General features: G+C 66.5%; 24 protein-coding genes. 15 read left to right on the forward strand and 9 right to left on the reverse strand.

What is annotated here, in order from left to right:
- Positions 1-9: 9 nt before the first annotated feature.
- The 6 genes from fliM (at position 10) to fliR (ending at position 3,746) form a co-directional block, all read left to right on the forward strand.
- Positions 10-1,014 carry a flagellar motor switch protein FliM gene (gene fliM, locus Q1W68_RS16110; RefSeq protein ID WP_300658841.1) on the forward strand — a complete coding sequence of 335 codons (1,005 nt, stop codon included), beginning with the start codon at positions 10-12 and terminating at the stop codon, positions 1,012-1,014.
- Complete coding sequence (fliN, locus tag Q1W68_RS16115) at positions 1,004-1,429, forward strand: flagellar motor switch protein FliN (RefSeq protein WP_300652553.1); 426 nt, start codon at positions 1,004-1,006, stop codon at positions 1,427-1,429. Before fliM ends, fliN begins: the two co-directional genes overlap by 11 nt.
- Before the next feature lie 3 nt (positions 1,430-1,432).
- Positions 1,433-1,789 carry a flagellar biosynthetic protein FliO gene (locus tag Q1W68_RS16120; RefSeq protein ID WP_300652552.1) on the forward strand — a complete coding sequence of 119 codons (357 nt, stop codon included), beginning with the start codon at positions 1,433-1,435 and terminating at the stop codon, positions 1,787-1,789.
- Entirely contained in the window at positions 1,776-2,573 is a 798-nt protein-coding gene (fliP, locus tag Q1W68_RS16125) for a flagellar type III secretion system pore protein FliP (RefSeq protein ID WP_300717087.1), read from the forward strand. The genes Q1W68_RS16120 and fliP overlap by 14 nt, the downstream gene beginning before the upstream one ends.
- A 7-nt stretch (positions 2,574-2,580) precedes the next feature.
- Positions 2,581-2,850: a flagellar biosynthesis protein FliQ gene (fliQ, locus tag Q1W68_RS16130; RefSeq protein WP_300652548.1), complete on the forward strand. Its 270-nt coding sequence runs from the start codon at positions 2,581-2,583 to the stop codon at positions 2,848-2,850.
- Between the two features lie 128 nt (positions 2,851-2,978).
- Complete coding sequence (gene fliR / locus Q1W68_RS16135) at positions 2,979-3,746, forward strand: flagellar biosynthetic protein FliR (RefSeq protein WP_300658837.1); 768 nt, start codon at positions 2,979-2,981, stop codon at positions 3,744-3,746.
- Here the strand turns inward: fliR and Q1W68_RS16140 are convergent.
- The 6 genes from Q1W68_RS16140 to Q1W68_RS16165 form a co-directional block, all read right to left on the reverse strand.
- Complete coding sequence (locus Q1W68_RS16140) at positions 3,743-4,489, reverse strand: sulfite exporter TauE/SafE family protein (protein ID WP_300717088.1); 747 nt, start codon at positions 4,487-4,489, stop codon at positions 3,743-3,745. The two genes, fliR and Q1W68_RS16140, sit on opposite strands and share 4 nt — an antisense overlap.
- Positions 4,490-4,496: 7 nt before the next feature.
- The gene (locus Q1W68_RS16145) at positions 4,497-4,931 is read right to left on the reverse strand and encodes a hypothetical protein (RefSeq protein ID WP_300652533.1); all 435 of its coding nucleotides are present in this window, start codon (positions 4,929-4,931) and stop codon (positions 4,497-4,499) included.
- 4 nt (positions 4,932-4,935) lie between these two features.
- The gene (locus tag Q1W68_RS16150) at positions 4,936-6,516 is read right to left on the reverse strand and encodes an MFS transporter (protein ID WP_300717089.1); all 1,581 of its coding nucleotides are present in this window, start codon (positions 6,514-6,516) and stop codon (positions 4,936-4,938) included.
- A 75-nt stretch (positions 6,517-6,591) separates the two neighbouring features.
- Complete coding sequence (locus tag Q1W68_RS16155) at positions 6,592-7,440, reverse strand: PEP-CTERM sorting domain-containing protein (protein ID WP_300652527.1); 849 nt, start codon at positions 7,438-7,440, stop codon at positions 6,592-6,594.
- Between the two features lie 212 nt (positions 7,441-7,652).
- Positions 7,653-8,282 carry a response regulator transcription factor gene (locus tag Q1W68_RS16160; protein WP_300717090.1) on the reverse strand — a complete coding sequence of 210 codons (630 nt, stop codon included), beginning with the start codon at positions 8,280-8,282 and terminating at the stop codon, positions 7,653-7,655.
- Positions 8,260-9,399 carry an ATP-binding protein gene (locus Q1W68_RS16165; protein WP_300717091.1) on the reverse strand — a complete coding sequence of 380 codons (1,140 nt, stop codon included), beginning with the start codon at positions 9,397-9,399 and terminating at the stop codon, positions 8,260-8,262. The genes Q1W68_RS16160 and Q1W68_RS16165 overlap by 23 nt, the downstream gene beginning before the upstream one ends.
- A gap of 159 nt (positions 9,400-9,558) precedes the next feature.
- Between Q1W68_RS16165 and Q1W68_RS16170 the strand changes: the two genes are divergently transcribed.
- The 8 genes from Q1W68_RS16170 (at position 9,559) to Q1W68_RS16205 (ending at position 18,134) form a co-directional block, all read left to right on the forward strand.
- The gene (locus Q1W68_RS16170) at positions 9,559-10,023 is read left to right on the forward strand and encodes a hypothetical protein (RefSeq protein WP_300717092.1); all 465 of its coding nucleotides are present in this window, start codon (positions 9,559-9,561) and stop codon (positions 10,021-10,023) included.
- Positions 10,024-10,090: 67 nt separating this feature from the next.
- A complete protein-coding gene (locus tag Q1W68_RS16175; RefSeq protein ID WP_300717093.1) occupies positions 10,091-10,453 on the forward strand; it encodes a response regulator in 363 nt (120 codons plus the stop codon).
- Between the two features lie 46 nt (positions 10,454-10,499).
- Positions 10,500-12,611 carry a chemotaxis protein CheW gene (locus Q1W68_RS16180; RefSeq protein WP_300658833.1) on the forward strand — a complete coding sequence of 704 codons (2,112 nt, stop codon included), beginning with the start codon at positions 10,500-10,502 and terminating at the stop codon, positions 12,609-12,611.
- Between the two features lie 60 nt (positions 12,612-12,671).
- Positions 12,672-13,562 carry a CheR family methyltransferase gene (locus tag Q1W68_RS16185; protein WP_300717094.1) on the forward strand — a complete coding sequence of 297 codons (891 nt, stop codon included), beginning with the start codon at positions 12,672-12,674 and terminating at the stop codon, positions 13,560-13,562.
- A 9-nt stretch (positions 13,563-13,571) separates the two neighbouring features.
- Positions 13,572-14,201 carry a chemoreceptor glutamine deamidase CheD gene (cheD, locus tag Q1W68_RS16190; RefSeq protein ID WP_300717095.1) on the forward strand — a complete coding sequence of 210 codons (630 nt, stop codon included), beginning with the start codon at positions 13,572-13,574 and terminating at the stop codon, positions 14,199-14,201.
- Positions 14,202-14,242: 41 nt separating this feature from the next.
- On the forward strand, positions 14,243-15,334 hold the full coding sequence (locus tag Q1W68_RS16195) for a chemotaxis response regulator protein-glutamate methylesterase (protein WP_300717096.1): 1,092 nt from the start codon (positions 14,243-14,245) through the stop codon (positions 15,332-15,334).
- Between the two features lie 38 nt (positions 15,335-15,372).
- Complete coding sequence (locus Q1W68_RS16200) at positions 15,373-15,879, forward strand: hypothetical protein (RefSeq protein ID WP_300658828.1); 507 nt, start codon at positions 15,373-15,375, stop codon at positions 15,877-15,879.
- A complete protein-coding gene (locus Q1W68_RS16205) occupies positions 15,876-18,134 on the forward strand; it encodes an ATP-binding protein (RefSeq protein WP_300658826.1) in 2,259 nt (752 codons plus the stop codon). The genes Q1W68_RS16200 and Q1W68_RS16205 overlap by 4 nt, the downstream gene beginning before the upstream one ends.
- Positions 18,135-18,161: 27 nt before the next feature.
- Here Q1W68_RS16205 and Q1W68_RS16210 read toward each other — a convergent pair whose 3' ends face one another.
- Both Q1W68_RS16210 and Q1W68_RS16215 read right to left on the reverse strand, forming a co-directional pair.
- Positions 18,162-18,872, reverse strand: a complete 711-nt coding sequence (locus tag Q1W68_RS16210) for a hypothetical protein (protein ID WP_300649867.1) — start codon at positions 18,870-18,872, stop codon at positions 18,162-18,164.
- A 163-nt stretch (positions 18,873-19,035) separates the two neighbouring features.
- Positions 19,036-21,342 (reverse strand): MHYT domain-containing protein, encoded by a 2,307-nt coding sequence (locus Q1W68_RS16215; RefSeq protein WP_300649865.1) that lies wholly within the window; start codon positions 21,340-21,342, stop codon positions 19,036-19,038.
- A 305-nt stretch (positions 21,343-21,647) separates the two neighbouring features.
- On the opposite strand from Q1W68_RS16215, the gene Q1W68_RS16220 reads away from it, so the two are divergent.
- Positions 21,648-23,186, forward strand: coding sequence for a methyl-accepting chemotaxis protein (locus Q1W68_RS16220; protein WP_300658824.1), 1,539 nt, complete (start codon positions 21,648-21,650; stop codon positions 23,184-23,186).
- Between the two features lie 196 nt (positions 23,187-23,382).
- Here the strand turns inward: Q1W68_RS16220 and Q1W68_RS16225 are convergent, their stop codons facing one another.
- Positions 23,383-24,072: a hypothetical protein gene (locus Q1W68_RS16225; protein ID WP_300654256.1), complete on the reverse strand. Its 690-nt coding sequence runs from the start codon at positions 24,070-24,072 to the stop codon at positions 23,383-23,385.
- Positions 24,073-24,117 lie beyond the last annotated feature (45 nt).

Here is a 24,117-nt window from a genome sequence, read left to right on the forward strand (position 1 = left end):
CACACCACCATGGCTGACGCATTTCTGTCCCAGGAAGAGATCGACGCCCTGCTCGAAGGCGTCACGGGCGAGAGCCAGAAGCTCGCCAAGGAAGAGGCGCCCACCGGTGCGGTGCGCGACTACAACCTGCAGAGCCAGGAGCGCATCGTGCGTGGGCGCATGCCCACCATGGAGATCGTCAACGAGCGCTTCTCGCGCAACCTGCGCTTGGGCTTGTTCAACTTCATCCGCCGCAGCCCCGAGATCTCGGTGGGCGCGGTGCAGGTGCAGAAATACAGCGCCTTCCTGCGCGAACTGGTGGTGCCGACCAACTTCAACATCATGGCCATCCGCCCCCTGCGCGGCAACGGTCTGGTGGTGTGCGAGCCCACGCTGCTGTTCGGCGTGATCGACAGCCTGTTTGGCGGCAACGGCAAATTCCACACCCGCATCGAGGGCCGCGACTTCTCGCCCACCGAACAGCGCGTGATAAACCGCCTGGTGGACGTGGTGTCCGAGGAATACAAAAAGGCCTGGCGCGGCGTGTACCCGATCGAGCTGTCGTACCAGCGTTCGGAGATGCAGCCCCAGTTCGCCACCATCGCCACCCCCAGCGAGATCGTGGTCTCCACCAGCTTCACGCTGGAGATCGGCGACATCACCGGATCGCTGCACATCTGCATTCCCTACGCCACGCTGGAGCCGATCCGCGACGTGCTGTATTCCAGCGTGCAGGGCGACGCCATCGAGGTGGACCGCCGCTGGGTCAAGCTGCTCAGCCACGAGATCCAGGCCGCCGAGGTGACCATGGTGGCCGAGCTGGCGCAGACCGATGCCACGGTGGAGCAGCTGCTGGCCATGCAGATCGGCGATTTCATCGAACTCGATCGCAACCCCACCATCCAGGCGCACGTGGACGGGGTGCCGATCTTCGAAGGCCAATACGGCACCCACAAAGGCAAATACGCACTGCGCGTGGAGCGCAACCTGCGCGGCATCGACACGAACTGGCTCGGAGAAAACCATGTCCACTGACACCCCCTCACAAGAATCCATCGCCGACGACTGGGCGCAGGCCCTGGAAGAACAGTCGAGCACCAGCGGCACCACCGACGGGCCGCACGTGTTCGATGCCACCGCCACGCAGGTCCCGGCGGGCACCGGCAACAGCAGCGGCAACCCGATGCACGACATCCAGATGGTGCTGGACATCCCGGTGCAGCTCTCGGTGGAACTCGGCCGCACCCGCGTGCCGATCAAGTACATCCTGCAGCTCGCACAAGGCTCCATCGTCGAGCTCGATGCGCTGGCCGGCGAACCCATGGACGTGCTGGTCAACGGCTACCTGATCGCCCAGGGCGAGGTGGTGGTGGTGAACGACAAGTTCGGCATTCGCCTGACCGACATCGTGACACCCTCCGAACGCATGAAACGCGTCAGCAGGACCTGACCCATGTTGCAAAACGCGATGCCCGCGCTGCTGTTGCTCGCCCTGATGGTGGGCCTGGCCTTCGCCCTGAAGTGGGCGCGCCGCCGCCTGCCGGGCATCGCCGGCCACAGCGGTCCGGCGCTGCACGTGCTCTCCAGCCTGTCGCTGGGGCCGCAGCAACGCGTGGTCACGGTGCAGGTGGGCGACGGTGCCGAGCGCATCTGCCTGGTGCTGGGCGTGGCCGCGGGCAGCGTGACCGCGCTGCACCAGATGCCCTTGCCGGCCGAGCTGCCCGCCGTGCCTGGCGATCCTTCTGCCCCGGCCTCCGGTTTTGCCGCGCGCCTCTCACAACTCATGAAGGCCCCGAATGCGCCCCGTTAACCTGATGCGCGGCGGTCTCGTCTTCGGCGCGCTCGCACTGTGCGCCGTGGGCGTCTGGGCCCAGGCCCTGCCCGTTCCCGCCGTGCCGTCGGCGGCCGCGGCCACCACCGGCCCGTCGCTGCCGCTGATGATCGGACAAGGCAGCGGCAGCACCAGTTACTCGGTGCCGATCCAGACCCTGCTGTTCTTCACCGCGCTCTCGTTCCTGCCGGCCGTGCTGCTGCTCATGACGGGCTTCACCCGCATCGTGATCGTGCTTTCGCTGCTGCGCCAGGCGCTGGGCACCCAGTCGGCCCCGCCCAACCAGGTGATCGTGGGCCTCTCGCTCTTTCTCACCCTGTTCGTCATGGGTCCCACGCTGGACAAGGTGTACGCCGACGCCTACGAGCCCTACTCGCGCAACGCCATCACGTTCGACCAGGCGCTGGAACGTGGCCAGGCGCCCATGCGCGCCTTCATGCTCAAGCAGACGCGCCAGTCCGACTTTGAACTGTTTGCCAAGCTGGCCAAGCTGCCCAATGAAGTGACCGCCGAGAACGCGCCATTTCGCGTGCTGGTGCCCGCCTTTGTCACCAGCGAACTCAAGACCGCGTTCCAGATCGGCTTCATGATCTTCATCCCCTTCCTCGTGATCGACATGGTGGTCGCCAGCGTGCTCATGTCGCTGGGCATGATGATGCTGTCGCCGGTGCTGGTGGCGTTGCCGTTCAAGCTCATGCTGTTCGTGCTGGCCGACGGCTGGAACCTGTTGATCGGCTCATTGGCCGCCAGCTTTGCACAGTAGGTAAAACATGGATCCCCAAGCCGCTCTCACGATGGCGCAGAACGCGCTCTTCATGCTGCTCATGGTCTCTGCCCCCGTGCTGGCCACGGTGCTGGTGGTGGGCCTGGTGGTGAGCCTGTTCCAGGCCATCACGCAGATCAACGAGGCCACGCTGGCCTTTGTGCCCAAGCTGATCGCGGCCATCGCGGTGTTCGCCATCGCCGGGCCGTGGATGATGACCACCATGGTCGAGTTCATCCGCAGCACGATCTTGTCGATTCCCAACTACGCGATCTAGATGGAACACCCCCGCCGCGCTGCGCGCGACCCCCTCCAGGGGGCGGCACCAGAGGCCCGTCCTGAGCCTGTCGAAGGGCGGTTCCTCGGTGCCACTGGGTTGGACATTTCGCTCCGGGCAGGCTGATCATGCCCACGTTCACCGAAGCGCAGGTGATGGCGCTGGTCTCGCCGGTGTTCTGGCCTTTCCTGCGCATCCTGGCGGTTTTTTCCAGCGCACCCATCTTCTCGTCGCGCTCGGTGCCGCTGCGCACCCGGGTGGCGCTGGCCTTTCTGGTCGCGGTGTGTGCCCAGGCCGGCTTGTCCGAGCAGCCCATGGTCGCGCTCAACGACCCGCAGGCGTTCTCGGTGGTGATGCAGCAGGTGGTGGTGGGCATCGCGATCGGTCTGGCGGTGCGCATTGTGTTCGCCTCGGTGGAGCTGGCCGGCGAAATCATCGGCCTGCAGATGGGCCTGAACTTCGCAGGCTTCTTCGATCCCTCAACCAACGCACAGTCCAGCACGGTGGGCCGTTTCTTCGGCAACACCACCATGCTGCTGTTCGTGGTGATGGGCGGCCACCTCATGCTCCTGCAAGCGGTCATTGCCAGCTTCAATACCTTCCCGGTGGGTGGCGGTGCGCTCGATTCGATCAACCGCATGCAGCTGCACGAACTCGGCGCCGTGGTGTTCCGCTATGGCCTGTGGATCGCGCTGCCCATGATCGGCATGCTGATGTTCGTCAACATCGTGCTGGGCTTCGTCTCGCGCATCGCGCCGCAGATGAACGCCTTTGCCATCGGCTTCCCGCTCACGCTCTCGGCCGGTCTCGTGGGCATCGCCTTCACCCTGCCCATGCTGGACGCACCGGTGCTCTCGCTCATGAAACTGGCCACCGAGATCTTCACCGGCGGTTAGCCCAGCAGGCGCGGCACCGCCGCCACCAGCATGGCCACGCCCGAGAGCGCCAGCAGCGACAGCACCAGCCGGCGGAACGCCGCCTCGCTCAAGCCGACGTAAAGCTTCGCACCGAGCAACACGGGCACCAGCAGCGCCACCGCCACCACCGGCAGCAGCGGCCAGATGTCGCGCGTGACCGCGCCCGTGGCCACATAGCCGAGCATGGTGAACGAGAGGGCCGCGAGGTTGAAGTTCTGCACGATGGCGCGCTGCCGGTCTTTCTCCATGCCGCGCAGCGTGCACCACAGCGTGGGCACCACGCCGGTGAAGCCGCCGATGCCGCCCATGAAGCCACCGGCTGCGCCGACCACGCCGTCGGCCAGGCGCCCTCCGAGGGTGATGCGCGGCAGCTTGGTCGTCAGCAGCATGGCCGGGCACCACACCACCAGCACGCTGCCCAGGATCAGCTTGAACAGATCGGCGTTGAGGTGCGGCAGCACCGCCACGCCGATGGGCACGCCCACCGCACCCCCGGCCAGAAACGGCCACAGCGCCGGCCAGCGAAAACCGCGCCGGGTGGTGAACACCGCGACGAGCTGCCCGGTGAGCGATCCAAACACCGCCAGCACCGCGGCCACGCGCGGGTCGATGCCCCAGACCCAGAACGACATGGCCACCATGCTGAAGGCAAAGCCCGACAAGCCCTGCACGAAGCCGGCCACGGCAGCCCCCACCACCAGCAACCCCAGTTCGGGCGTCATGCCGGTGTCAATCCCAGGACAGGCGTGTGAGTTTCCAGTCGTCCGACACGTACCGCCATTCCAGCTTCACGCTGTAGGGCTCTGCCCGCTCCGGGATCAAACCCTGCGCACCGGTGACCAGCACCTGTGCCTGCGTGAGGCCGTTTTGCGGCGCGGTGGGGTCGATGCTGCTCTTGCGCGTGACCGCGATCACCTTGACGCTGGCGTAGCGCAGGAACATGAGCGTCATGGTCTGACGCGCCCACTCCCGGTCCAGGCCCTCCTGCGCCTGGAAGCCGGCATCGAGCTGGTCGATCACCGCGCTGGTGTCCTTGGCCTCCAGGTTGTCCTGCAGCTGCTGCACAGCGGCTTCCAGCTGGGCCTGCGGATCGACCTTGCCGCAGGCGGACAGGGAGAGCGCCAGCGCGAGCAGCAGCCAGGCCAGGAAGTGTCTGTGAGTCATGGGTTCAACGCTCCGCGATGTAGTGCGACATGGTTGCGCTCTCGCCCTCCGCGAGAAACGCCCGGATCTCGGTTTCGAGCGCGCGGTCGGCCACGGTGGCGCGGGCGCGTTGGTGCAGGTAGTCGGCCCACGAGGCGACGATGAAGCGCTCCACGTAGCGCGAGGGTTCGCCCAGGTCGCGGTAGACGCGCCAGAAGCTCGCGCCGTCGCGCCGGCGTGGCGCTTTCATGCGGGCGATGGTGTCCAGAAACGCCTGGTCCACGCCGGGCCGGATGCGGTAGCCCACCTCCACCGCCACCGGGCCGGCGGCCGGGTTGGGTTCGTCCACCACAAAGAGTTCGTCCCACGGCGTGCCCTGCGTCACCTCGTGCAGGGCGCCCATGCGCAGCGGAAACGGGCGCACCAGCAGCAGGCCCGCCGCCATCAACACACCGGCGGCCACCAGCGCGGCGGTGAGGCCGGCGATGTCGGACACCGCGCCCCAGAAGGCCGAACCGATGGCGAACGCCCCCAGCGCAGAGACGATGTGCAGCGCCACGGCGCGCGAGCGCACCCAGGGTGGCGCGCTGGCCTGGGTGGCGGTGTTGAAGGTGGACATCGTGGCCATCCAGGCGGCACCGCCAAAGGCCATGGCGATGTAAACCACCCCGGGCACGCGCACCCACGCCGCGAGCAGCATGACCACGGCAAACACCGCGCAGCTGAGCGACACGATGGCGTCGAGCGCAAAGCGCGCGCGCAGCCGCCCGATGACCAGGCCCGAGGCCACCGCGCCGGTGCCCAGGCAGCCCATGAGCAGACCGAAACCTTCAGCGCCCGTGCCCAGCTGGCGCTGCGCGATCACCGGCAGCAGCGCCCACAAGGCCGAACCGGCCGCGCTGAAGGCCATGACCCGCACCAGTTGCGCCAGGATGATGCGGGAGTGCCAGGCAAAGCGCAGGCCGCTCAGCGTGCCGCCCCACAGGCGCTCGGGCGGCAGGCTCGACGGCGGGTGCGCACGCGGCGGCCAGCGCCGGATGGACTCCCACATGACCAGGGTGGTGAACACCGTGACCACAAACACCCAGCCCGCCCCCAGCCGCGCGAACAGCAGGCCGGCCAGCGTGGGGCCGATGGCGCGCGCCGCGTTGTAGGCGATGCCGATGGCGGTGATGGCCTGCGGCCACTCCTCGCGCGGCACGGGGTCCACCACCGACGAATTCCAGGCCGGCGTGAGCACCGCCGTGCAGCAACCGCATACGAACACGAGAAACAACACCGAACCCGGCCCGCCCCAGCCGGCCAGCACCAGCGCGGCGAGCAGCGTGCACGCAGCCACCTGGGCCAGCAGCGCGCCCGAGATCAGGCGGCGCCGGTCGGTGGTGTCGGCCAGCACCCCCGCGGGCAAGGCCAGCAGGAACATGGGCAGGAACACCGCCGTTTGCACCAGCGCCGCCAGAAACGACGAACCGGTGAGCTCCACCATCAACCAGGCGGCCGCCATGGTCTGCATGCCGGCGCCGATGAAGAAGATGCCGCCGCAGATCCACAAGCCCCGAAAGGCGGGTTGGCGGAGTGGGCTCCAGATGGAGGTGGCAGCGGTCATGGGCCATTATTCCGCAGGCCGCTCACGCGAAAAAAAGGCGGCCTGAAAGCCGCCTTTGTCTGCTGAAGGGAACGCTCAGCGGTTGGCGCGCTGCCGGCGCAGTGCGCCGAGACCCAGCAGCGCGACACCCAACGAAGCGAGGGTGCCGGGTTCTGGAACGGCGGAGACTTCTGCGGCCTGCACCTGCGTTGGAACCAGGGCATTGATGACCGGGTCTTGGCTCAAATTCTGGCCGGGCTCGGGCGGGAGCTTCCCGAGGTCCTTCACCACCTCCGTAACGGTCACCGAAGGATCCGAGCCTTCATCTTCATCGGCAATGAAGGACGGCTGGGCGGGGGCGTCGGCTGGCTGCTGCGTGGACGCAGGACCGCCGGTCGGGCCTGCGCTGGGGCCGGCAGTGTCTGGGCTTCCCGACCGCGGGGAGCCGCCAGTACGCCCGCTGCCGCCCAACGCGCCACCACCCGAAGCGAAGCCTGGACCGCCTGCGGCAGCGAACTGGCTGCCGAGCGGGGTGCCGCCCGACGTTCCGGCACTGTTGCCGTTGCCGTTGCCGTTGCCGTTGCCGAATGCGTTTTCCGAATTGTCCGCAGCGGGAGAAAGGGCTTTCAACAAATCGGTTTCACTGAAACCGATCTCAATGGACTCATTGGCGGGTGCTGCGGGAATACTTTTGTATTTCACCGTGATATTCGTCACAGGCGATTGACCGATATCGAGTTTTTCGAGGAGTTTCAATGCCTGGATCTGGACGGCAGGAACCGACAACGCGGCGACCGACAACGCCACGGCCGACAGTGCCGCTGCGGACGATGCTTTGAAAAGGAAATTCATTTGATGAGCCTTGAAATTCAGTGGGATGCCGCTCTGGAAATCAAATGGCACCGCTTTGAAATCAACAGCGCAGGATGCGTGCCAGCGGCTCAATTCGCCTATGTAGCAACCAGTTACGAATTCAGGGGCCCGAATGTTGGCAAATCGCCGGGCCAACTGTCAACTTTTCCGACACCCCTGCCAGAAGCGAAACGCCCAAGGAAAAGCACAGCCCCCGGGCCGCCTGGGCGGGTTGGTGACGCCGGGCCGGGATCGGAAAGGCGGTCTCCAGACCTGACAGCGACGGCAGAAACGGCGCGCGAGCCTCACACGATGCCGTTGCGAATCGCGTACACCGTGAGTTCTGCGTTGTTGGCCAGGTGCAGCTTCTCCAGCACGCGGGCGCGGTAGACGCTGACCGTCTTGGGGCTGAGCATGAGTTCTTCGGCAATGTCCGACAACTTTTTGCCCGACGCGATCTTCTGCAGCGTCTGCAGCTCGCGCTCGGAGAGGCTGGCGTGCAGCTCTTCGCTCTCGGGCGCGTGCAGGTTGTCCACCAGCATCTGCGCCACCTCGGCGGTCACGTACTTGCGGCCCTGCATGACGGTGCGGATGGCGGCCACCAGCTCGGCGGGCTCGCCGGCCTTGTTGAGGTAACCGCGCGCACCGGCGCGCAGGCAGCGGATGGCGTACTGGTCTTCCGGGTACATGGAGACCACCAGCGCCTTCACCGTGGAGCCTTCTTCTTTCAGGGCCGCCAGCACCTCCAGCCCGCCGCGTCCGGGCATGTTGAGGTCGAGCACGAGCACATCGCACTCGGTCTTGCGCATGGCCTCGCGCAGTTCGGGGTAGCTGCCGGCTTCGCCCACCACCTGGATGTCGGTGGCCTCCGAGATGGTGTCGCGGATCCCGCGTCTCACCACCGCGTGGTCGTCACACAAAATCACCTTGATCATGGGCTTCCTCTGCGGCGTTGGCCGCGTTGTCCGGGTTCTTGGGTGATGTCAGGGGCACAGACAAGATGACCGAGGTGCCCCGTGGTGAGGTGCTCACGTCGAGCCAGCCGTCCACCTTGGCGGCGCGCTCGCGCAAGCCCAGCAGCCCGAAGGACTCGGCCTTGCGCAGCGCATCCGGGCTCATGCCCTGGCCGTTGTCGGTGACTTCCAGGGTGAGCACGCCCTCGCCATCGCTCAGGTCGATGTCGACCGCGGTGGCCTTGGTGTGTTTGGCGATGTTGGTCAGCGCTTCTTGCGCCGTGCGGTAGGCCACCAGTTGCACGTCCAGCGGCACGTTGATCTGGTCGGACGACCGGCGGATGGTGACCCGCATGCCGCTGCGGCGCTCGAAGCCCCCGGCCAGCCACTGCACGGCGGCCACCAGGCCCTGGTCCAGGATGGGCGGGCGCAGGTTCATCATGATCCGCTGGCTCGCGCCCAGGGCGTGCTGCAGCATTTCCATGGCGGTGGTCACGTGCTTGAGCACCTCGGCGTCGGTCTCGCGCCGGCCCACCCAGGCCAGATCGAGCTTGACGGCCGCCAGCGCGCCGCCGATGTCGTCGTGGATCTCGCGCGCGATGTTGGCGCGCTCCTGCTCGATGCTGGTCTGCAGGTGCTCGGCCAGCTCGGCCAGGCGCTGGCGCGATTCGGCCAGCTCGGCGGCGGCCCGCGCGCGCTCGCGCCGCGTCTCGGAGATCTCGATCGCCCGCTCGATCACGTGCGAGAGGCGGTGCATGCTGTCCTTGAGCAAGTAGTCGCTCACACCGCGGTGCATCGCGTCCACCGCCGCGGTCTCGCCGATGGCGCCCGACAGGATGACGAAGGGAATCTCGATCTGCAGTTCACGCACCACGTCCCAGGCGTCCATGCCGGTGAAGCCGGGCAGGTGGTAGTCGGCCAGCACGACGTCGAAGCGCCCGGTGAGCAGCTCGCGCTTGAAATCGTCCATGGTGTCCACCAGCACCACCTCGCTGGGCAGCTTGCTGCGCTGCAGGGCGAACTTCACCAGCGCGTGGTCCACCCGCGAATCTTCCAGATGCAGGATGTGAACCGGGGGTTTGTCGAGGTTCTCGGACATGCCTGTGGGGAATGTTGGGAAGGTGGAGGGGCGGGCAGCGCTGGCCGATGACCGGCAGACGCAACAAGACAACCCGGGAAATGGTCCTGAATTTGGCTCGTTATCTGCCGATACAGCTTCTTACAGACCTCGAAAATTGTACTGCCCACCCCATCCGACATGCCCTACACGAGCCGCCACATGGACCACCTGACGATGCAGCATGCCCCGCCGTGCGTCTCCCTGCCCGTGAACCTGGTGGCCAACCTCCAGGATTCGCTGCTCATGGCCGTGACCGACCTGCAGCGCCTGGAAGGCCTGCTGGACCACGCCACCGCCAACCTGATGGAGCGCTTTGGCACGGTGAACGCCGCTCTGGGCGCGCTGCCCGAGAGCCAACAGGACGAACTGGGCCCGATCCGCACCAGCCTGCACCAGGCCGTGACCGAACTCCAGTTCCACGACATGGCGACCCAACTGATCGTGCACACCGGCAAGGTGCTGCAAAGCTGCGCCTGGCGCCTGGCCGAAGAAGCCATGGAGCCCGAAGAAGGGGAGATACCGCTGGGTCTGGACCCCATGCCCGAGCGCCCCAGCCCGGTCACGCAGAGCGAGATGGACGCCGGTTCCATCGACCTGTTCTGACCACCCGCCTTCCCCATTCAAGACCCCCCGGTATCTGCCGATATTTGACTGAAACACGGAGTAAGCCATGCGATCCATTCTTGCCGTCGACGACTCGGCTTCCATGCGAAAAATGGTGTCGTTCACCCTCACCGGCGCGGGCTACCACGTGGTGGAAGCGGTGGACGGTCAGGACGCTTTCGAAAAAGCCCAGAGCCACAGCATCGACCTGGTGCTGACCGACCAGAACATGCCCAACATGGACGGGCTGAGCCTGACACGCAAGCTGCGCGAGCACCCCAAATTCAAGACCACACCCATCCTGATCCTGACCACCGAGTCCAGCGACCAGATGAAACAGGCGGGCCGCAGCGCGGGCGCCACCGGCTGGCTGGTCAAGCCCTTCGATCCCGCCCGGTTGATCGAAGTGATCCAAAAAGTCATTCGCTGAACACACACCAACGCGCGCCGCTCAACAGCAGCCAAGGAGACCCCACATGGGTGACATGATGAACGAAGGCCAGAGCCTGGCCAACGACATTGACCTGAGCCAGTTCTATCAAATCTTCTTTGAAGAGGCCGGCGAAAACCTCGACCAGATGGAGCAGATGCTGCTCGCGCTGGACGTGGAAAAGGCCGACGACGAAGAGCTCAACGCGATCTTCCGCTGCGCCCACTCGATCAAGGGCGGCGCCGCCACCTTCGGCTTTGCCGACGTGGCCGAACTCACGCACCAGATGGAGTCGCTGCTGGACAAGCTGCGCCGCCACGAACTCCAACCCACCGCCGCCATGGTGGACGTGTTGCTCGAATCGAGCGACGCGCTGCGCCTGCAGCTCGCCCACCACCAGGGCCGTGGCAATGACACCCCCGCCACCGGCGACCTGGTGGCCCGCATCTACGCATTGGCCAACGGTCAAGAAACCGCAGCCCCCGTGGCGCAAGCCGCCCCTGCACCCGTGGTGGCAGCCCCGGTGGTGGAGGCAGCCGCCCCGGCCCGCGTGATCAACAAGCCGGTGGCCAAGGCCAGCCGCGAACTCGAAATCCACATCGGCCCGCTGGACAACGTGGCGCAGGCCGACGGTGTGGCCGAACTCTTCCGCGATATCCCCGGCCTGGGCACCATCGAGCCCCTGCCCTGCGACCAGGCCAACAAGCGCGTCTACCGCGCCACGACCACCTCGTCCGACGCCGACCTGATGGACCTCTTCACCTTCCATGTGAGCAAGGAAGAGATCCGCATCGTCGATCTGGCCGCCTCCGCCGACGAACCAACACCCACGCCTGCCATGGCATCCGGCCAGGACTTCGGCTTCTTTGACGGCGCACCCGGCGTGCCCGCCCACGCCGTTGCCGCCCAGGCCGTGGTCTCGGCGCCCGAGCACACCACCAAAGCCGCCGCCGCGCCCAAGGCAGACGCCCGCGCAGCCGCACCCGCCGCCATGGAATCGAGCACGCTGCGCGTGTCGGTCAGCAAGGTCGACCAGCTGATCAACCTGGTGGGTGAACTCGTGATCACCCAGGCCATGCTGGCCCAGAAGAGCCGCGAGCTCGACGACGGTGCCAACCAGCCGCTGCTGGCCGGTCTCGCCGACCTGGACCGCAACACCCGCGACCTGCAGGAAGCGGTGATGTCGATCCGCATGATCCCGATGTCGGTGGTGTTCAACCGCTTCCCGCGCATGCTGCGCGACCTCGCCAGCAAGCTCGGCAAGAAGGTCGAGCTGGTCACGCAGGGCGAGTCCACCGAGCTCGACAAGGGCCTGGTGGAAAAAATCACCGATCCCCTGACCCACCTGATCCGCAACAGCTGCGACCACGGTATCGAGATGCCCGAAGACCGCCGCGCCAGGGGCAAGTCCGAGCACGGCACGATCACGCTCTCGGCCACGCACGAAGGCGGCTCGATCCTGATCGAGGTGCGCGACGACGGCAAGGGCCTCTCGCGCGAGAAGCTCCTGACCAAGGCGCGCGAAAAAGGCATCGACGCACCCGACTCGATGACCGACACCGAGGTCTGGAGCCTGATCTTTGCACCGGGCTTTTCCACCGCCGACCAGGTCACCGACGTCTCCGGCCGCGGCGTGGGCATGGACGTGGTCAAGAAGAACATCACCGCGCTCAACGGCACCGTGGAGATCGATTCGGCCGAGGGCTACGGCATGCGCGTCTCGGTGCGCCTGCCACTGACCCTGGCCATCATGGACGGCATGTCGGTGCGCGTGAGCGACGAGGTCTACATCCTGCCGCTGTCCAGCGTGATCGAATCCTTCCAGATCAAGCCCACCGACATCAACACCCTGGCGCAAGGCGCGCAGGTGGTGAAAGTGCGCGACGAGTACATGCCGGTGATCGAGCTGGAGCGCGTGTTCCAGGTGCCGCGCTTCGAGCACAGCGGCGCGAGCCCGATCATGGTCGTGGTGGAAGCCGACGGCCAGCGTGTGGCGCTCATGGTCGACGAACTGCTCGGCCAGCAACAGGTGGTGATCAAGAACCTGGAGTCGAACTACCGGCGGGTGCCCAACGTGTCGGGTGCCACCATCCTGGGCGACGGCAAGGTCGCGCTGATCCTCGACACCTCCAGCCTGGTGCGCCGCTCCAGGCACTGAACACCACCGTCTCTTCCCGGCGCCCAGCGCGCCCCCGCCCCCAACCGGCCAGGAATCCCGATGCTGCACCAGACCCCTTCCCCCCAACGCGTCGCGCGGTCGGTTCCTCCTCCGAGGACACCCGCGTCCGAAGACGGTCCACTGGCCGAAGGTCGCGAATTTGTCTGGTCCGACGCCGACTTTTCGCGCATCAAGGCACTGATCTACAAGAAGGCCGGCATCAGCCTGCACGACGGCAAGCACGCTATGGTCTACAGCCGGGTGTCGCGCCGTCTGCGCGAGACCGGTCACGACAGCTTCAAGACCTACCTGGACTGGCTCGAACACCACGACGGCGCCGAGTGGCAGGAGTTCATCAACGCGCTGACCACCAACCTCACGGCGTTCTTCCGCGAGTCGCACCACTTCGAGATCCTGGCGCAGATGTTCGCCGCCAAACGTTCCCAGAACTGGCGCATCTGGTGCTCGGCCGCCTCCACCGGCGAAGAGCCCTACTCCATCGCGATGACGGCCCACGAAGGCCTGGGCACCAGCGGTTCGTTCGAGATCGTCAACAGCGACATCGACACCAAGGTCCTGGCCACCGCCCAACGCGGCGTCTACAAGGCCGACGGCACCAAGGGCCTGAGCCCCGAACGCATGCAGCGCTTCTTCATGCGCGGCAAGGGCAGCAACGAAGGCTTCATGCGCGTGAAGCCCGAGCTGCAGAAAAACATGAGCTTCCAGACCGTCAACCTGATCCACGACCTGCCGTTTCGTGAACCGTTCGACGTGGTGTTCTGCCGCAACGTGATGATCTATTTCGACGCCGGCACGCAGCGCGCCGTGCTCGAGCGCATCCACCGCGTGATGAAGCCCGGCGGCATGCTGTTCGTGGGTCACGCCGAGAACTTCAGCGACGCCCGCAACCTGTTTGCATTGCGCGGCAAGACCGTCTACGAACGCCTGTAAGGCAACGGCATGATCGCAGCCCCCATCTCCAAGCTCGACCAGCTCAAGGCCAGCAAGCGCAAGGCAGGCGAGGCGAGCTTTTTCTACCACGACCACCACTTTCACCAGGACGCGGTGAAGGTCTTGCCCGGCGAGTACTTTGTGACCGCCGACGACATGATGGTGATGACCGTGCTGGGCTCCTGCATCGCCGCCTGCATCTACGACCCGCGCGTGCGCGTGGGGGGCATGAACCACTTCATGCTGCCCGATGGCGGCATGGACGCGGGCGGACGCTACGGCTCGTTCGCCATGGAACTGCTGATCAACGAGATGATGAAACTCGGCGCCCGGCGCGAGACCATGCAGGCCAAGGTGTTCGGCGGTGGGCAGGTGATGCACACCTTCACCACCATGAACGTGGGCGAACGCAACACGCAGTTCGTGCTCGACTACCTGCAGACCGAACGCATCGCGGTGATCTCGAAAGACGTGCTCGACATCCACCCGCGCAAGGTCTGCTACTTCCCGGCCACCGGCAAGGCCATGGTCAAGCGGCTGGCCCATTCGCACCCCGAAACGCTGGAAACGCAAGAGCGCAAGAGCAGCGCTGCGGTGGTGTCCAAGGCGATCGCCGGTGGTTCGGTGGATCTGTTCTGAGCCCCGAGCCAACGCATCAACAAGAAGACAAGGAGAGGACCATGGCAAAAATCAAAGTGGTCGTGGTGGACGATTCCGCGCTGGTGCGCAGCCTGCTCACCGAAATCATCAACCGCCAGGCCGACATGACCTGCGTGGGCGCCGCCGCCGACCCGCTGGTGGCGCGCGAGATGATCCGCGAAACCAACCCCGACGTGATCACGCTGGACGTGGAAATGCCGCGCATGGACGGCCTGGAGTTCCTCTCGCGCCTGATGCGCCTGCGGCCCATGCCGGTGGTGATGGTCTCCACCCTCACCGAGCAAGGGGCCGAGGCCACCATGCGCGCGCTGGAACTGGGTGCGGTCGACTTTGTGGCCAAGCCGCGCATCGGCGTGAGCAGCGGTCTGCAGGAACTCGCCGGCGACATCGTGGACAAGATCCGCGTGGCAGCGAGTGCCCACGTCAAACGCCTGCCGCCCACACCGGGCGCCGGTGCGGCGCCGGCTGGCGGCGGTGCGGCGGAACAACCGCGCGCCGCGCTGCCTCGCGTGTCGACCGAAAAAATCATCTGCATCGGCGCCTCCACCGGCGGCACCGAAGCCATCCGCGAAGTGCTCGTGCCCATGCCGGCCGACGCGCCTGCCATCGTGATCACCCAGCACATGCCGCCGGGCTTCACCACCAGCTTTGCCAACCGGCTCAACACCTTGTGCCGCATCCGCGTGCAGGAAGCGCAGCACGGCCAGCGCATCTTGCCGGGCCATGCCTACATCGCACCGGGTGGCCACCACCTGCGCATCGACCGCAGCGGCTCCAACTACGTGGCCGTGGTGGAAGACACCGAGCCGGTGAACCGCCACCGCCCTTCGGTGGAGGTGCTGTTCAAGTCGGCGGCGCGCGTGCTCGGCCCCAATGCGCTGGGCATCATGCTCACCGGCATGGGCGCCGACGGCGCACAGGCCATGCGAGAGATGAAAGACGCCGGCAGCTACAACTACGTGCAGGACGAAGCGAGCTGCGTGGTCTTCGGCATGCCGCGCATGGCCATCCAGCACGGCGCTGCGCACGAAATCCTGCCGCTGTCGCAAATCGCCGCGGCCGTGCTCAACCGCCTGGCCAGCGCACCGGCCGGCGTGCGCCACCGCATCTGAACCCACTTCCGCATTCAACGTTTTCAAGGCGTTTCACCATGACCTCCCGCCGCCTGTTCACCCTGCTGCTGGCCTGCGCCGCAGCGACATCCACCGTGTTCGCCCAGACCCTGGAAGCGCCCAAGGGCCGCACCATCCTCAGCGTGAGCGGCAAGATCGCCGTGAAGAACAAGGGCGATCTGGCCGTGTTCGACATGGCCATGATCGAAGCGCTGCCGCAGCACAGCTTCACCACCCGCACGCCGTGGTACGACAAGCCGGTGAAGTTCACCGGCCCGCTGCTCTCGGACGTGCTGGCGGCCGTCAAGGCCAGCGGCACCACGCTGAGTGCGGTGGCGATCAACGATTACAAGATCAGCATCCCGGTGGACGACATCGCCAGACATGGCGTGCTCATGGCGCGTCTGATCGACGACCAACCCATTCCCGTGCGCAGCAAAGGTCCGCTGTTCGTGGTCTACCCGTTTGACAACTCCGCCGAACTGCGCAGCTCGGTCTACTACGAGCGTTCGATCTGGCAACTCAAGGCACTGGACTTGCAATGAACTCACAGCCGACCGGTTTTGGGGGCTGGCGGGTGGGGCAGTGGGTGCTCGCCATCGGCGCTGCCTTGCTGGTGACGCTGACGCCGCTGAGCTACATCCAGTGGAAACAGTTCAACCTGATGCAGGACGTGGCGATCAACCAGATCGACTCGATCATGTGGCAGGCGTACCAGCTCGAACGCGAACTCAGCCACCTGGCCTACGCGGTGCACGGTTCGCTCGACCCCGACAGCACCGTCGCGCCCGACTTCCTGGTGGAACGCTACGAGGTGTTTGTGAGCCGCATCGCACTCGTCACCGACATGCCGCGCAGCGACCTGCTCAACACCACTCCCGCCTACCTGGACGCCATCCGCCTGGTGAACGCTTTCGTGACCCAGGCCGATCCGGTGTTTGCCGACCCGCAAGGGCAGCTGGCTCAAAGGGCCACGCGCCAGGCGCTGATCCAGTCCATCGAGCAGCTGGGTCCGCTGCTGGGCGAACTCACGCGCGAGGCCAACCGGGCCACGGCGCGGTTTGTGGACGAACGCAACACGCAGCTGCGCGACCAGGGACGTGTGGTCATCGCACTGGCCGCCGTGCAGGCGGCTGTGCTGCTGCTGTTTGTGGTGGTGCTGGTGCGCCACCTGCGCCGCCAGGTCGTGCAATACGAAAGACTGCAAGCCATTTCGCGCGAGCTGGCCGTGGCCAAGGAAGAGGCCGAAGCCGCCAACCACGGCAAGAGCGTGTTCCTCGCCAACATGAGCCACGAGATCCGCACGCCGTTCCAGGGCGTGATGGGCATGCTCAACCTGCTCGATGAAACGCAGCTCTCCGGCCAGCAACGCGACTACGTGCAGACCGCGCGCGACTCGGCGCAGCACCTGCTCGGCGTGCTCAACGACATCCTGGACGTGTCCACGATGGAGTCCGGCACGCTGCGCCTGGCGCCCGAGCCGGCGCGCCTGCGTTCGCTGGTACAAGAGGTCGAAGGTCTGATGCGTGCCGGCGCACGCGAGAAGGGCCTGACGCTGGACGTCCACACGGCACCCGACCTGCCCGAGTGGGTGATGGCCGATCCCACGCGCGTTCGCCAGATCCTGTTCAACCTGCTGGGCAACGCGGTGAAGTTCACCCACCAGGGCAGCATCACGGCGCGACTGTCGCGGCTCAAGGGCACGCCCGATGGCGTGTGCCTCACGGTGCAGGACACCGGCATGGGCATGGACGCGGCCACCGTGGCCCAGCTGTTCACCCGCTTCTACCAGGCCGACAACTCGGTGCGCCGGCGCATCGGCGGCAGCGGACTGGGGCTGGAGATCTCGCGCAACCTCGCCCACATGATGGGCGGCAACATCGAAGTCGACAGCGAGCCGGGTCAGGGATCGCTGTTCACCGTGCACATGATCCTGCCCGAGACCGAGGCGCCGGCGCTGCCGGTGCCGTCGGGGGAGAGCGCCGGCCCATCACGCCAGCTGCGCGTGCTGGTGGCCGAAGACCACCCCATCAACCTCAAGTACATGCACATCCTGCTCGACCGCATGGGCCACGAGGCGGTGTTCTGCGAAAACGGACAGGAGGCCCTGCAGCTGCTGGAGCGCCAGCGGTTTGATGTGGTGCTGCTCGACTACCACATGCCGGTGCTCGATGGCCTGGCCACCACCGAGGCCATCCGGGCGCTCAACGGCCCCAGCAAAAACATCAAGGTGGTGCTGGTCACGGCCGACGTGGTGAACGACACGCGCAGACGGGCGCTGGAGGTCGGTGTCAACGAATTCGCCAGCAAACCCCTGCAGGCACAGGACCTGCAGCGCGCGCTGGAGCGCTGCGGCCTGCTCGATGCCGCCACCGTGCTGGTGGGAGACGACCAGGCGCCCGCCCCCGAAGTGGCAGCGCCCGAGGTGCAGGCGCTCAACGCCAGCGCGGCGGGACTGATCGACACCGAGTCGTACACCGAGATCGTGTCGATGATGCCGCCCGACACCATGGACGAGTTGCTGAACACGCTGTTCGAGCCGCCCCAGGGCAGCGTGCAGGTGCTACTGGCTTCACTGGCCGCCGGGGATGCCGACCAGATCGCCTACGACGCCCACAAGCTCAAGGGAACGGCGATGCTGCTGGGCTTTCGGGCACTGGTGCGCACCTCGGCGCAGATTGAACGCCTGGCCCGGGAAGAGGATGTGTCGTTGCGCCGCGAGCTGGCCACCCAGCTGATGACCGACATGACCCGCACGCAGCAGGCCCTCAGCGAATTCACACCAGCCCTGTCTGCCTGACCCGCAGGCCCGGGCCGGGAGCGCCCTTCACGGGCGTTTCCGGCCCCGGCGAAACTCGCACAACTCCAGAATGGCCGCGTGCACCGCAATGTGGTCGTACACCCGACCCAGCATGGACAGGTCACAGACAGGGCCGTCTGCACCGCCATCGCCAGGGGCCTTCACATCGGGCGGCCCCGACATCGGCTGGGAAGCGCTCCCGCTCAGCGGGATGGCCGTGGCCACCAGCTGGGCGTAGCGGATCGCCCGCAGCAGGAACTGCACGTCGCTGCACACCGACCACACGCTGTGGGCGAACATGTGGGTGATGGCCTCGCCATCGGCCGCGATCGAGTGGAACAGCATCGGAACGCCGGGCAAGGTCGGTGCCATGGCGAGGTGGAGGATGTCGCGGTCGGGTTGACTGGTCGGTGCCAGTGTCCGGCGCATCCAGTCGGCCAACGGTTGCGTGTGCAGGTACCGGTCATGCAACGCCACTTGCGCCACCGACAAGTCACCGCGGTCGTGGTGCTCCCGCATCACGATGCAGGGGGTGGCTTCGCGTTCGGCCGAAGGCTCACGCATCCAGCGGTGCGTCGCCGACGTGTCCCGCTCCCCGGTCGGCACAGACCCGCGCCGGGGCTGTCGCTGCTGCTGACACTCCAGGATGGCCAGCAACAGGTACTTGTGCGTGGTGAACCCCAGGCGCAGGGCGGGCGATCCAGTGTGAGCCAGCGTTGCCGGGGGATTGAACGTCATCGGTGCGCCTGACCAGTCCCGGGCAGCGGTGCGGAAGGCATGTTCCGTTGACCCACCAACCGGGGCAGCAGAAGCTGCTGGGTTCCATTCTGCGGCCCGCCCACCGCCGCGGGGTACCGCCAGCGATCAATTCAGCACATCAATGCCCGTGTCTTGATCCAGATCATGAAACCACCTCGGTCGCATCCTGCTTCAGCGCCAGGACGCGGGCAATTTCCGCCAGCAGCACCGGCAATTTCGATGACTTGGTGACAAAGCCGTTCATGCCCGACGCGCGGGCGGCCGCGATGTCCTGCGCCAACGCGCTGGCGGTCAGCGCAATGATGGGCACCGGTGCCAGCCGACCGACCTGCTCGCGCGCCCGGATGCGCCGGCTGGCCTCGAGTCCGTCCACCTCGGGCATCTGCAGATCCATCAGCACCACGTCGAAGCGCTCTTGCGCTGCGGCCTGCACCGCCTCTGCGCCGCCGCCCACGCAGGTCACGCGGTGCGCCTTGCCCAACAGCAGGCGCAGCACCTCCATGTTGAGCAGCACGTCGTCGGCAATCAGGATGTTGAGCCGCGGCAGGGCAACCGAGGCGGCGGCGGGCGATTCGACCTGCGCCTCAATGGAGGCCACAGGCAGGGGCAGCCACACGGTGAAAGTGCTGCCCTGCTCCAGTTCGCTGACGACCTGGATCGTGCCACCCATCAGATCGACCAGTTTCTTGCAGATGGTCGTGCCCAGACCGGTGCCGCCGAAGCGCCGCGTGGTGGACGAATCCACCTGGCTGAACGGCTCGAAGATCTGGTCCAGGTAAGGTGCGGGCATGCCCACGCCGGAATCGCTGACCTCGAACACCAGCCCGCCACGCTCGGCACGGATGTCCAGGCACACACGCCCGACCGGTGTGAACTTGATGGCGTAGTCCAGCAGGTTCCCCAGCACCTGCCGGATGCGGAAGCCATCGCCCTCGTAGCACGGCGCCACCCCGGGCTGTTGCACCACCCGCAGGTCGATGCCCTTGGCGCGCGCCGCAGCGCCGTACACCAGGGACAGCTCGTGCACCAACGCGTCCACCCTGAACGGGCAGATCTCGAACTCCACCAGACCTTTGTCGAGCTTGGCGGTGTCCAGGATTTCGTTGAGCAGTCGCAACAGCGAGCGCGCGGAGTCTTCGACCACCTTCAACTGTTCGCGTTGTTCGGGCTGCAGCGGCCCGCCGAGCAGCACGCTGATGAAGCCCAGGATGGCGTTCATGGGCGTGCGCACTTCGTGGCTCATGTTGGCGAGAAAGGTGCCGCGAGCCTCGGCCACCTTCTCGGCTTGCAGCCGGGCCAGTTGCAGGTCGGCCACGGCCTTGCGGTCGGAGATGTCCTGCGCCAGCTTGGAAACACCCACAATGCGCCCGGATTCGTCGCGGATGGGCGAGACGGACACCGACAGATGCACCGGGCGTCCGTCCTTGTGCAGCCGGACGACATCGGCGTTGGGCACCGATTCGCCCGCCAGCACGCGCTGGAGCAGCGCTTTCTCGGTGGGGACGTCTTCGGGCTTGAACAGGCGGGTGATGGGCTGTCCCACCATCTCGGCAGCGCTGTAGCCAAAGATCTCGGTCGCTCCCTGGTTCCAGGTCATGACCACACCGTCGGTGGTCTTGGTGACGATCGCGTCGTTCGAGCTCTCGACCACCGACTGCACGTACTGGAGTCTGGCGGTCAGACCGCGCAGGCGGATCACCATGGACAGCAGCACCACCAGGATCGAGATGGCAGCCACGGTGACCGCAATGCCGACCATCAACCACGGCGAGCCGGCCTGCGAAGCATCACCCGGTGGCGGCGTGCCGGTGAAGTGCACGGCGGCCATGCCGCAGTGGTGCATGGCGGAGACCGCCAAACCCAGGAGCACGCCCGAGACCGCGTTGCGCCAGACGTCCGACCAACCCGGACGCCAACGCTGCAAGGCCTCGCGCACCCAGAGTGCCAACACCGCCAGCAGCACCGCCACAACCACCGAGACCACCACCATCAGCGGGTCGAAGTGCAGGCCGTCCAGACCCTCCAGCGCCAGCATCCCGCTGTAGTGCATGGCACCCACGCCCAGTCCGAACAGTCCCCCGCCGAGCCAGAGCATGGCGGTGCTCTGCTGTCTGAGCATCAGAAACCAGAGCGCCATCGACGACGCCAGCACGCTGGGCACCATGGAGAGTGCCGTGATGTCCAGCCGGTAACCTGCGGCCCGGCACAGGTCGAGCGCGAGCATGCCCACAAAGTGCATGGCCCACACGCCAGAGCCCAGCGCCAGCCCGCCTGCGAGCACCATGCACAAGGCAGACACGCCGCGCAACCGGCTCGCCTGCGACGACACCACCATGGCGGCCACACCAGCCAGCACCGCCAGACCGACGGACAGCAGCACGAGCGCCGGATCATGACGCCCCTGCACCAACAAGGAGGCGTCGCCCAGGGGGGGGAGGAAATCGTTCATGAGCGGGAAAGCAGGCCAGCGTTTTGTGTCCTTTCGACAGCCTTCTGCAGCCACTTGAGGAACAAGATCACGACGTCCTGTGTTCGATAACTCACAGATCAACACGTCCGAACCTTCAAGTTGGCGCCCTCCGCGCCGAAACCTCGGGAAACCGGTGAAACCCGCGAGCAAGGCCACAAACCCCTGATTCATAAGGGCTTTGAATCACCACCCACGCGGGAAGATCTGGACAACAGGCGGTCAAAAGGCTTGCCGACCGGGGGCCACCCCGGAATCCCCACCAAGGAACCACCATGTCGGGTCGCATGACACTTGCCAGACGTCTCCTGCTCATCAACACCACCCTGATCGGACTGCTGATCATCGTGTCCCTCACGGTCTGGTTCATGATGGACAAGGTCATGAGCGCGGCCGACCGCATCAGCAAGACCAACGTGCCGCAGCTTGAGCTCATTGCCGAGCTGGAACTCAACGTCACGCGCACTTCGCTGCAAGTCCGCCACGCCATCCTCTCGCGCAATCCGCAGGAATTGCAAACCACGCTGGACGACGTGGCAGCCAAGAAGCAGCTCCTGACCGAGAAGCTGGACGCTTTCGGCAAGGGCATGATCGACGAGGATGGGCGTCGGGCCTTTGCGCCCTTGCCCGCCCTGATGGACGAGTTCTGGAAGCAGGGCTCGGCCAACGTGGCCCTGATCCAGCAGGGCAAGAAAGATGAAGCGTTCGCCTTCCTGGTGGAAAAAACGATTCCAGCGCGCAACGCGCTGCTGGCGCCACTGGCTTTGGAGAAGCGCCGCCAGGGTGACCGCCTGCAGTTCCGCGTGGGCGAGGTGAAGGCCTTCTCGCAGCTGGACCGAGACGTGGTCATCGGCGCCGTGCTGGTGGTGGCCGCAGGCTTGATGGGCATGACCTGGTACCTCGGTCAGGTGACGCAACAACTCGGCGCCGACCCCGACCAGCTCAAGCGCGTGGCCGAAGCCGTGGCGCAAGGCGACCTGGGTGTGCCCATCGAGCTCAAGCCCGGCGACACCACCAGCGCCATGGCCGCCCTGCACACCATGACCCGACAACTGGCGCAGTCGGTGAGCCGGGTGCGCTCGGGGGCCGAGGGCGTGTCCAACGCCAGCTCGGAAATCGCCTCGGGCAACTCGGACTTGTCGGGCCGCACCGAGAGCCAGGCCAGTGCGCTGGAGCAGACGTCGGCCTCGATGGAAGAACTTGGCTCCACCGTGCGGCAAAACGCCGACAACGCGCGCACCGCCAACCAGCTGGCGCAGTCGGCCTCCATCCTGGCCACGCAGGGCGGTGAGGTGGTGGGCCAGGTGGTGACCACCATGAAGGACATCAACGACAGCAGCCAGAAGATCGCCGAGATCATCGGCGTGATCGACGGCATCGCGTTCCAGACCAACATCCTGGCGCTCAACGCCGCGGTGGAAGCCGCCCGCGCGGGTGAGCAGGGCCGGGGCTTTGCCGTGGTGGCTGGCGAGGTGCGCAACCTCGCACAGCGCAGCGCCGAGGCGGCCAAACAAATCAAGGGACTGATCTCCACCAGCGCCGAGCGCGTGGGCCAGGGCACCGCCCTGGTGGACCGCGCCGGCACCACCATGAACGAGGTGGTCGCGGCGATCCGCCGCGTGACCTCGATCATGGAAGAGATCAGCAACGCCAGCGCCGAACAAAGCGCCGGGGTCGGTCAGGTGGGCGAAGCCATCACCCAGATGGACCAGGCCACACAGCAAAACGCCGCGCTGGTGGAAGAGATGGCAGCAGCCGCCACCAGCTTGCGCACGCAAGCAGCGGACCTGGTGGGTGCGGTGGCGGTGTTCAAGCTGCGGAGCTGAACGGAAGACCGCACGTCAGGGCACCGAGCCAGCCGCCGGGCCGCCCCCAGGCAGGCTCAGCCCCCTCGGGGGGCAGCGACCCGCGCAGCGGCGGAGCGTGGGGGCACCGAGCCAGCCGCCGGGCCGCCCCAAGGCAGGCTCAGCCCCCTCGGGGGGCAGCGACCCGCGCAGCGGCGGAGCGTGGGGGCTCTCCTCCTCAGGCTTTTTCGCTCAGCAGCGTGCCCGCTTCCAGCGGCGCCAGGCTGCTGTTGCCATGCTCGTCGTAGGCAATCACCTCGCCGCCGGGCACCTCGGGTGCAACGGCAGCGGCTTCTTCGGTGGCGGGTGGCATCACCGGCCAGGGCATGACCTCGGGCGCGGGCTGACCGGCAGCCGGTGCGCCGTCCTTTGTCCCGGGCAGCAGGCGGCGCTGAATGGTGGATGCCGCCACGGCCGACAGGTCGGGTGCGGTGTCGCTCTGGTTGCCCGGCAGGGCCTCGCCCTTGGGGTCCAGCCCCAGGGCACGGTCCACCACCGCGGCGCTGGCCGCCCACATGTTGGAGAGCACCTCCTGCAAGCGGTCCATGGCCTTGCGGTGGCTCGCCTTGTCGGCTTCGGCCTTCTTCAGCGCTTGTTCGGAGCGCTGCGCGGCCGCGTCCTGTCGCGCCTGCACCGCAGCCTTGTCGTCCCCCGCCGGTGCCGATGACCGGGGCAACGACAGCGCCGGGCCGGTCTCGTCGTCCGTTTTGGGCTTGCGGCGGATCTCGCGGCGGGCCTCCACATCGGCCTGCGCCTCGCGCCCACCCGACTGCACCGGCTGGATGGCCGGCGTGGCGGACACCGGCGCAACGGCGGTGGACGGCGGCGTGGGCCAGGACACGGGGCTGGTGGTGGAGATGTTGATCATGGCGAACCTCGCAAGTGGCCACCAAGCGCAAACATGCCCGGTGTT

Source organism: Hydrogenophaga sp., from assembly GCF_030158645.1.
Taxonomy (GTDB): domain Bacteria; phylum Pseudomonadota; class Gammaproteobacteria; order Burkholderiales; family Burkholderiaceae_C; genus Hydrogenophaga.

Bases quoted from the DNA above. Each gene is read 5' to 3' on its own strand.
- fliM (WP_300658841.1), top strand. From the start codon at position 10: ATGGCTGACGCATTTCTGTCCCAGGAAGAGATCGACGCCCTGCTCGAA.
- fliN (WP_300652553.1), top strand. From the start codon at position 1,004: ATGTCCACTGACACCCCCTCACAAGAATCCATCGCCGACGACTGGGCG.
- Q1W68_RS16120 (WP_300652552.1), top strand. From the start codon at position 1,433: ATGTTGCAAAACGCGATGCCCGCGCTGCTGTTGCTCGCCCTGATGGTG.
- fliP (WP_300717087.1), top strand. From the start codon at position 1,776: ATGCGCCCCGTTAACCTGATGCGCGGCGGTCTCGTCTTCGGCGCGCTC.
- fliQ (WP_300652548.1), top strand. From the start codon at position 2,581: ATGGATCCCCAAGCCGCTCTCACGATGGCGCAGAACGCGCTCTTCATG.
- fliR (WP_300658837.1), top strand. From the start codon at position 2,979: ATGCCCACGTTCACCGAAGCGCAGGTGATGGCGCTGGTCTCGCCGGTG.
- Q1W68_RS16140 (WP_300717088.1), bottom strand. From the start codon at position 4,489: ATGACGCCCGAACTGGGGTTGCTGGTGGTGGGGGCTGCCGTGGCCGGC.
- Q1W68_RS16145 (WP_300652533.1), bottom strand. From the start codon at position 4,931: ATGACTCACAGACACTTCCTGGCCTGGCTGCTGCTCGCGCTGGCGCTC.
- Q1W68_RS16150 (WP_300717089.1), bottom strand. From the start codon at position 6,516: ATGACCGCTGCCACCTCCATCTGGAGCCCACTCCGCCAACCCGCCTTT.
- Q1W68_RS16160 (WP_300717090.1), bottom strand. From the start codon at position 8,282: ATGATCAAGGTGATTTTGTGTGACGACCACGCGGTGGTGAGACGCGGG.
- Q1W68_RS16165 (WP_300717091.1), bottom strand. From the start codon at position 9,399: ATGTCCGAGAACCTCGACAAACCCCCGGTTCACATCCTGCATCTGGAA.
- Q1W68_RS16170 (WP_300717092.1), top strand. From the start codon at position 9,559: ATGCCCTACACGAGCCGCCACATGGACCACCTGACGATGCAGCATGCC.
- Q1W68_RS16175 (WP_300717093.1), top strand. From the start codon at position 10,091: ATGCGATCCATTCTTGCCGTCGACGACTCGGCTTCCATGCGAAAAATG.
- Q1W68_RS16180 (WP_300658833.1), top strand. From the start codon at position 10,500: ATGGGTGACATGATGAACGAAGGCCAGAGCCTGGCCAACGACATTGAC.
- Q1W68_RS16185 (WP_300717094.1), top strand. From the start codon at position 12,672: ATGCTGCACCAGACCCCTTCCCCCCAACGCGTCGCGCGGTCGGTTCCT.
- cheD (WP_300717095.1), top strand. From the start codon at position 13,572: ATGATCGCAGCCCCCATCTCCAAGCTCGACCAGCTCAAGGCCAGCAAG.
- Q1W68_RS16195 (WP_300717096.1), top strand. From the start codon at position 14,243: ATGGCAAAAATCAAAGTGGTCGTGGTGGACGATTCCGCGCTGGTGCGC.
- Q1W68_RS16200 (WP_300658828.1), top strand. From the start codon at position 15,373: ATGACCTCCCGCCGCCTGTTCACCCTGCTGCTGGCCTGCGCCGCAGCG.
- Q1W68_RS16205 (WP_300658826.1), top strand. From the start codon at position 15,876: ATGAACTCACAGCCGACCGGTTTTGGGGGCTGGCGGGTGGGGCAGTGG.
- Q1W68_RS16210 (WP_300649867.1), bottom strand. From the start codon at position 18,872: ATGACGTTCAATCCCCCGGCAACGCTGGCTCACACTGGATCGCCCGCC.
- Q1W68_RS16215 (WP_300649865.1), bottom strand. From the start codon at position 21,342: ATGAACGATTTCCTCCCCCCCCTGGGCGACGCCTCCTTGTTGGTGCAG.
- Q1W68_RS16220 (WP_300658824.1), top strand. From the start codon at position 21,648: ATGACACTTGCCAGACGTCTCCTGCTCATCAACACCACCCTGATCGGA.
- Q1W68_RS16225 (WP_300654256.1), bottom strand. From the start codon at position 24,072: ATGATCAACATCTCCACCACCAGCCCCGTGTCCTGGCCCACGCCGCCG.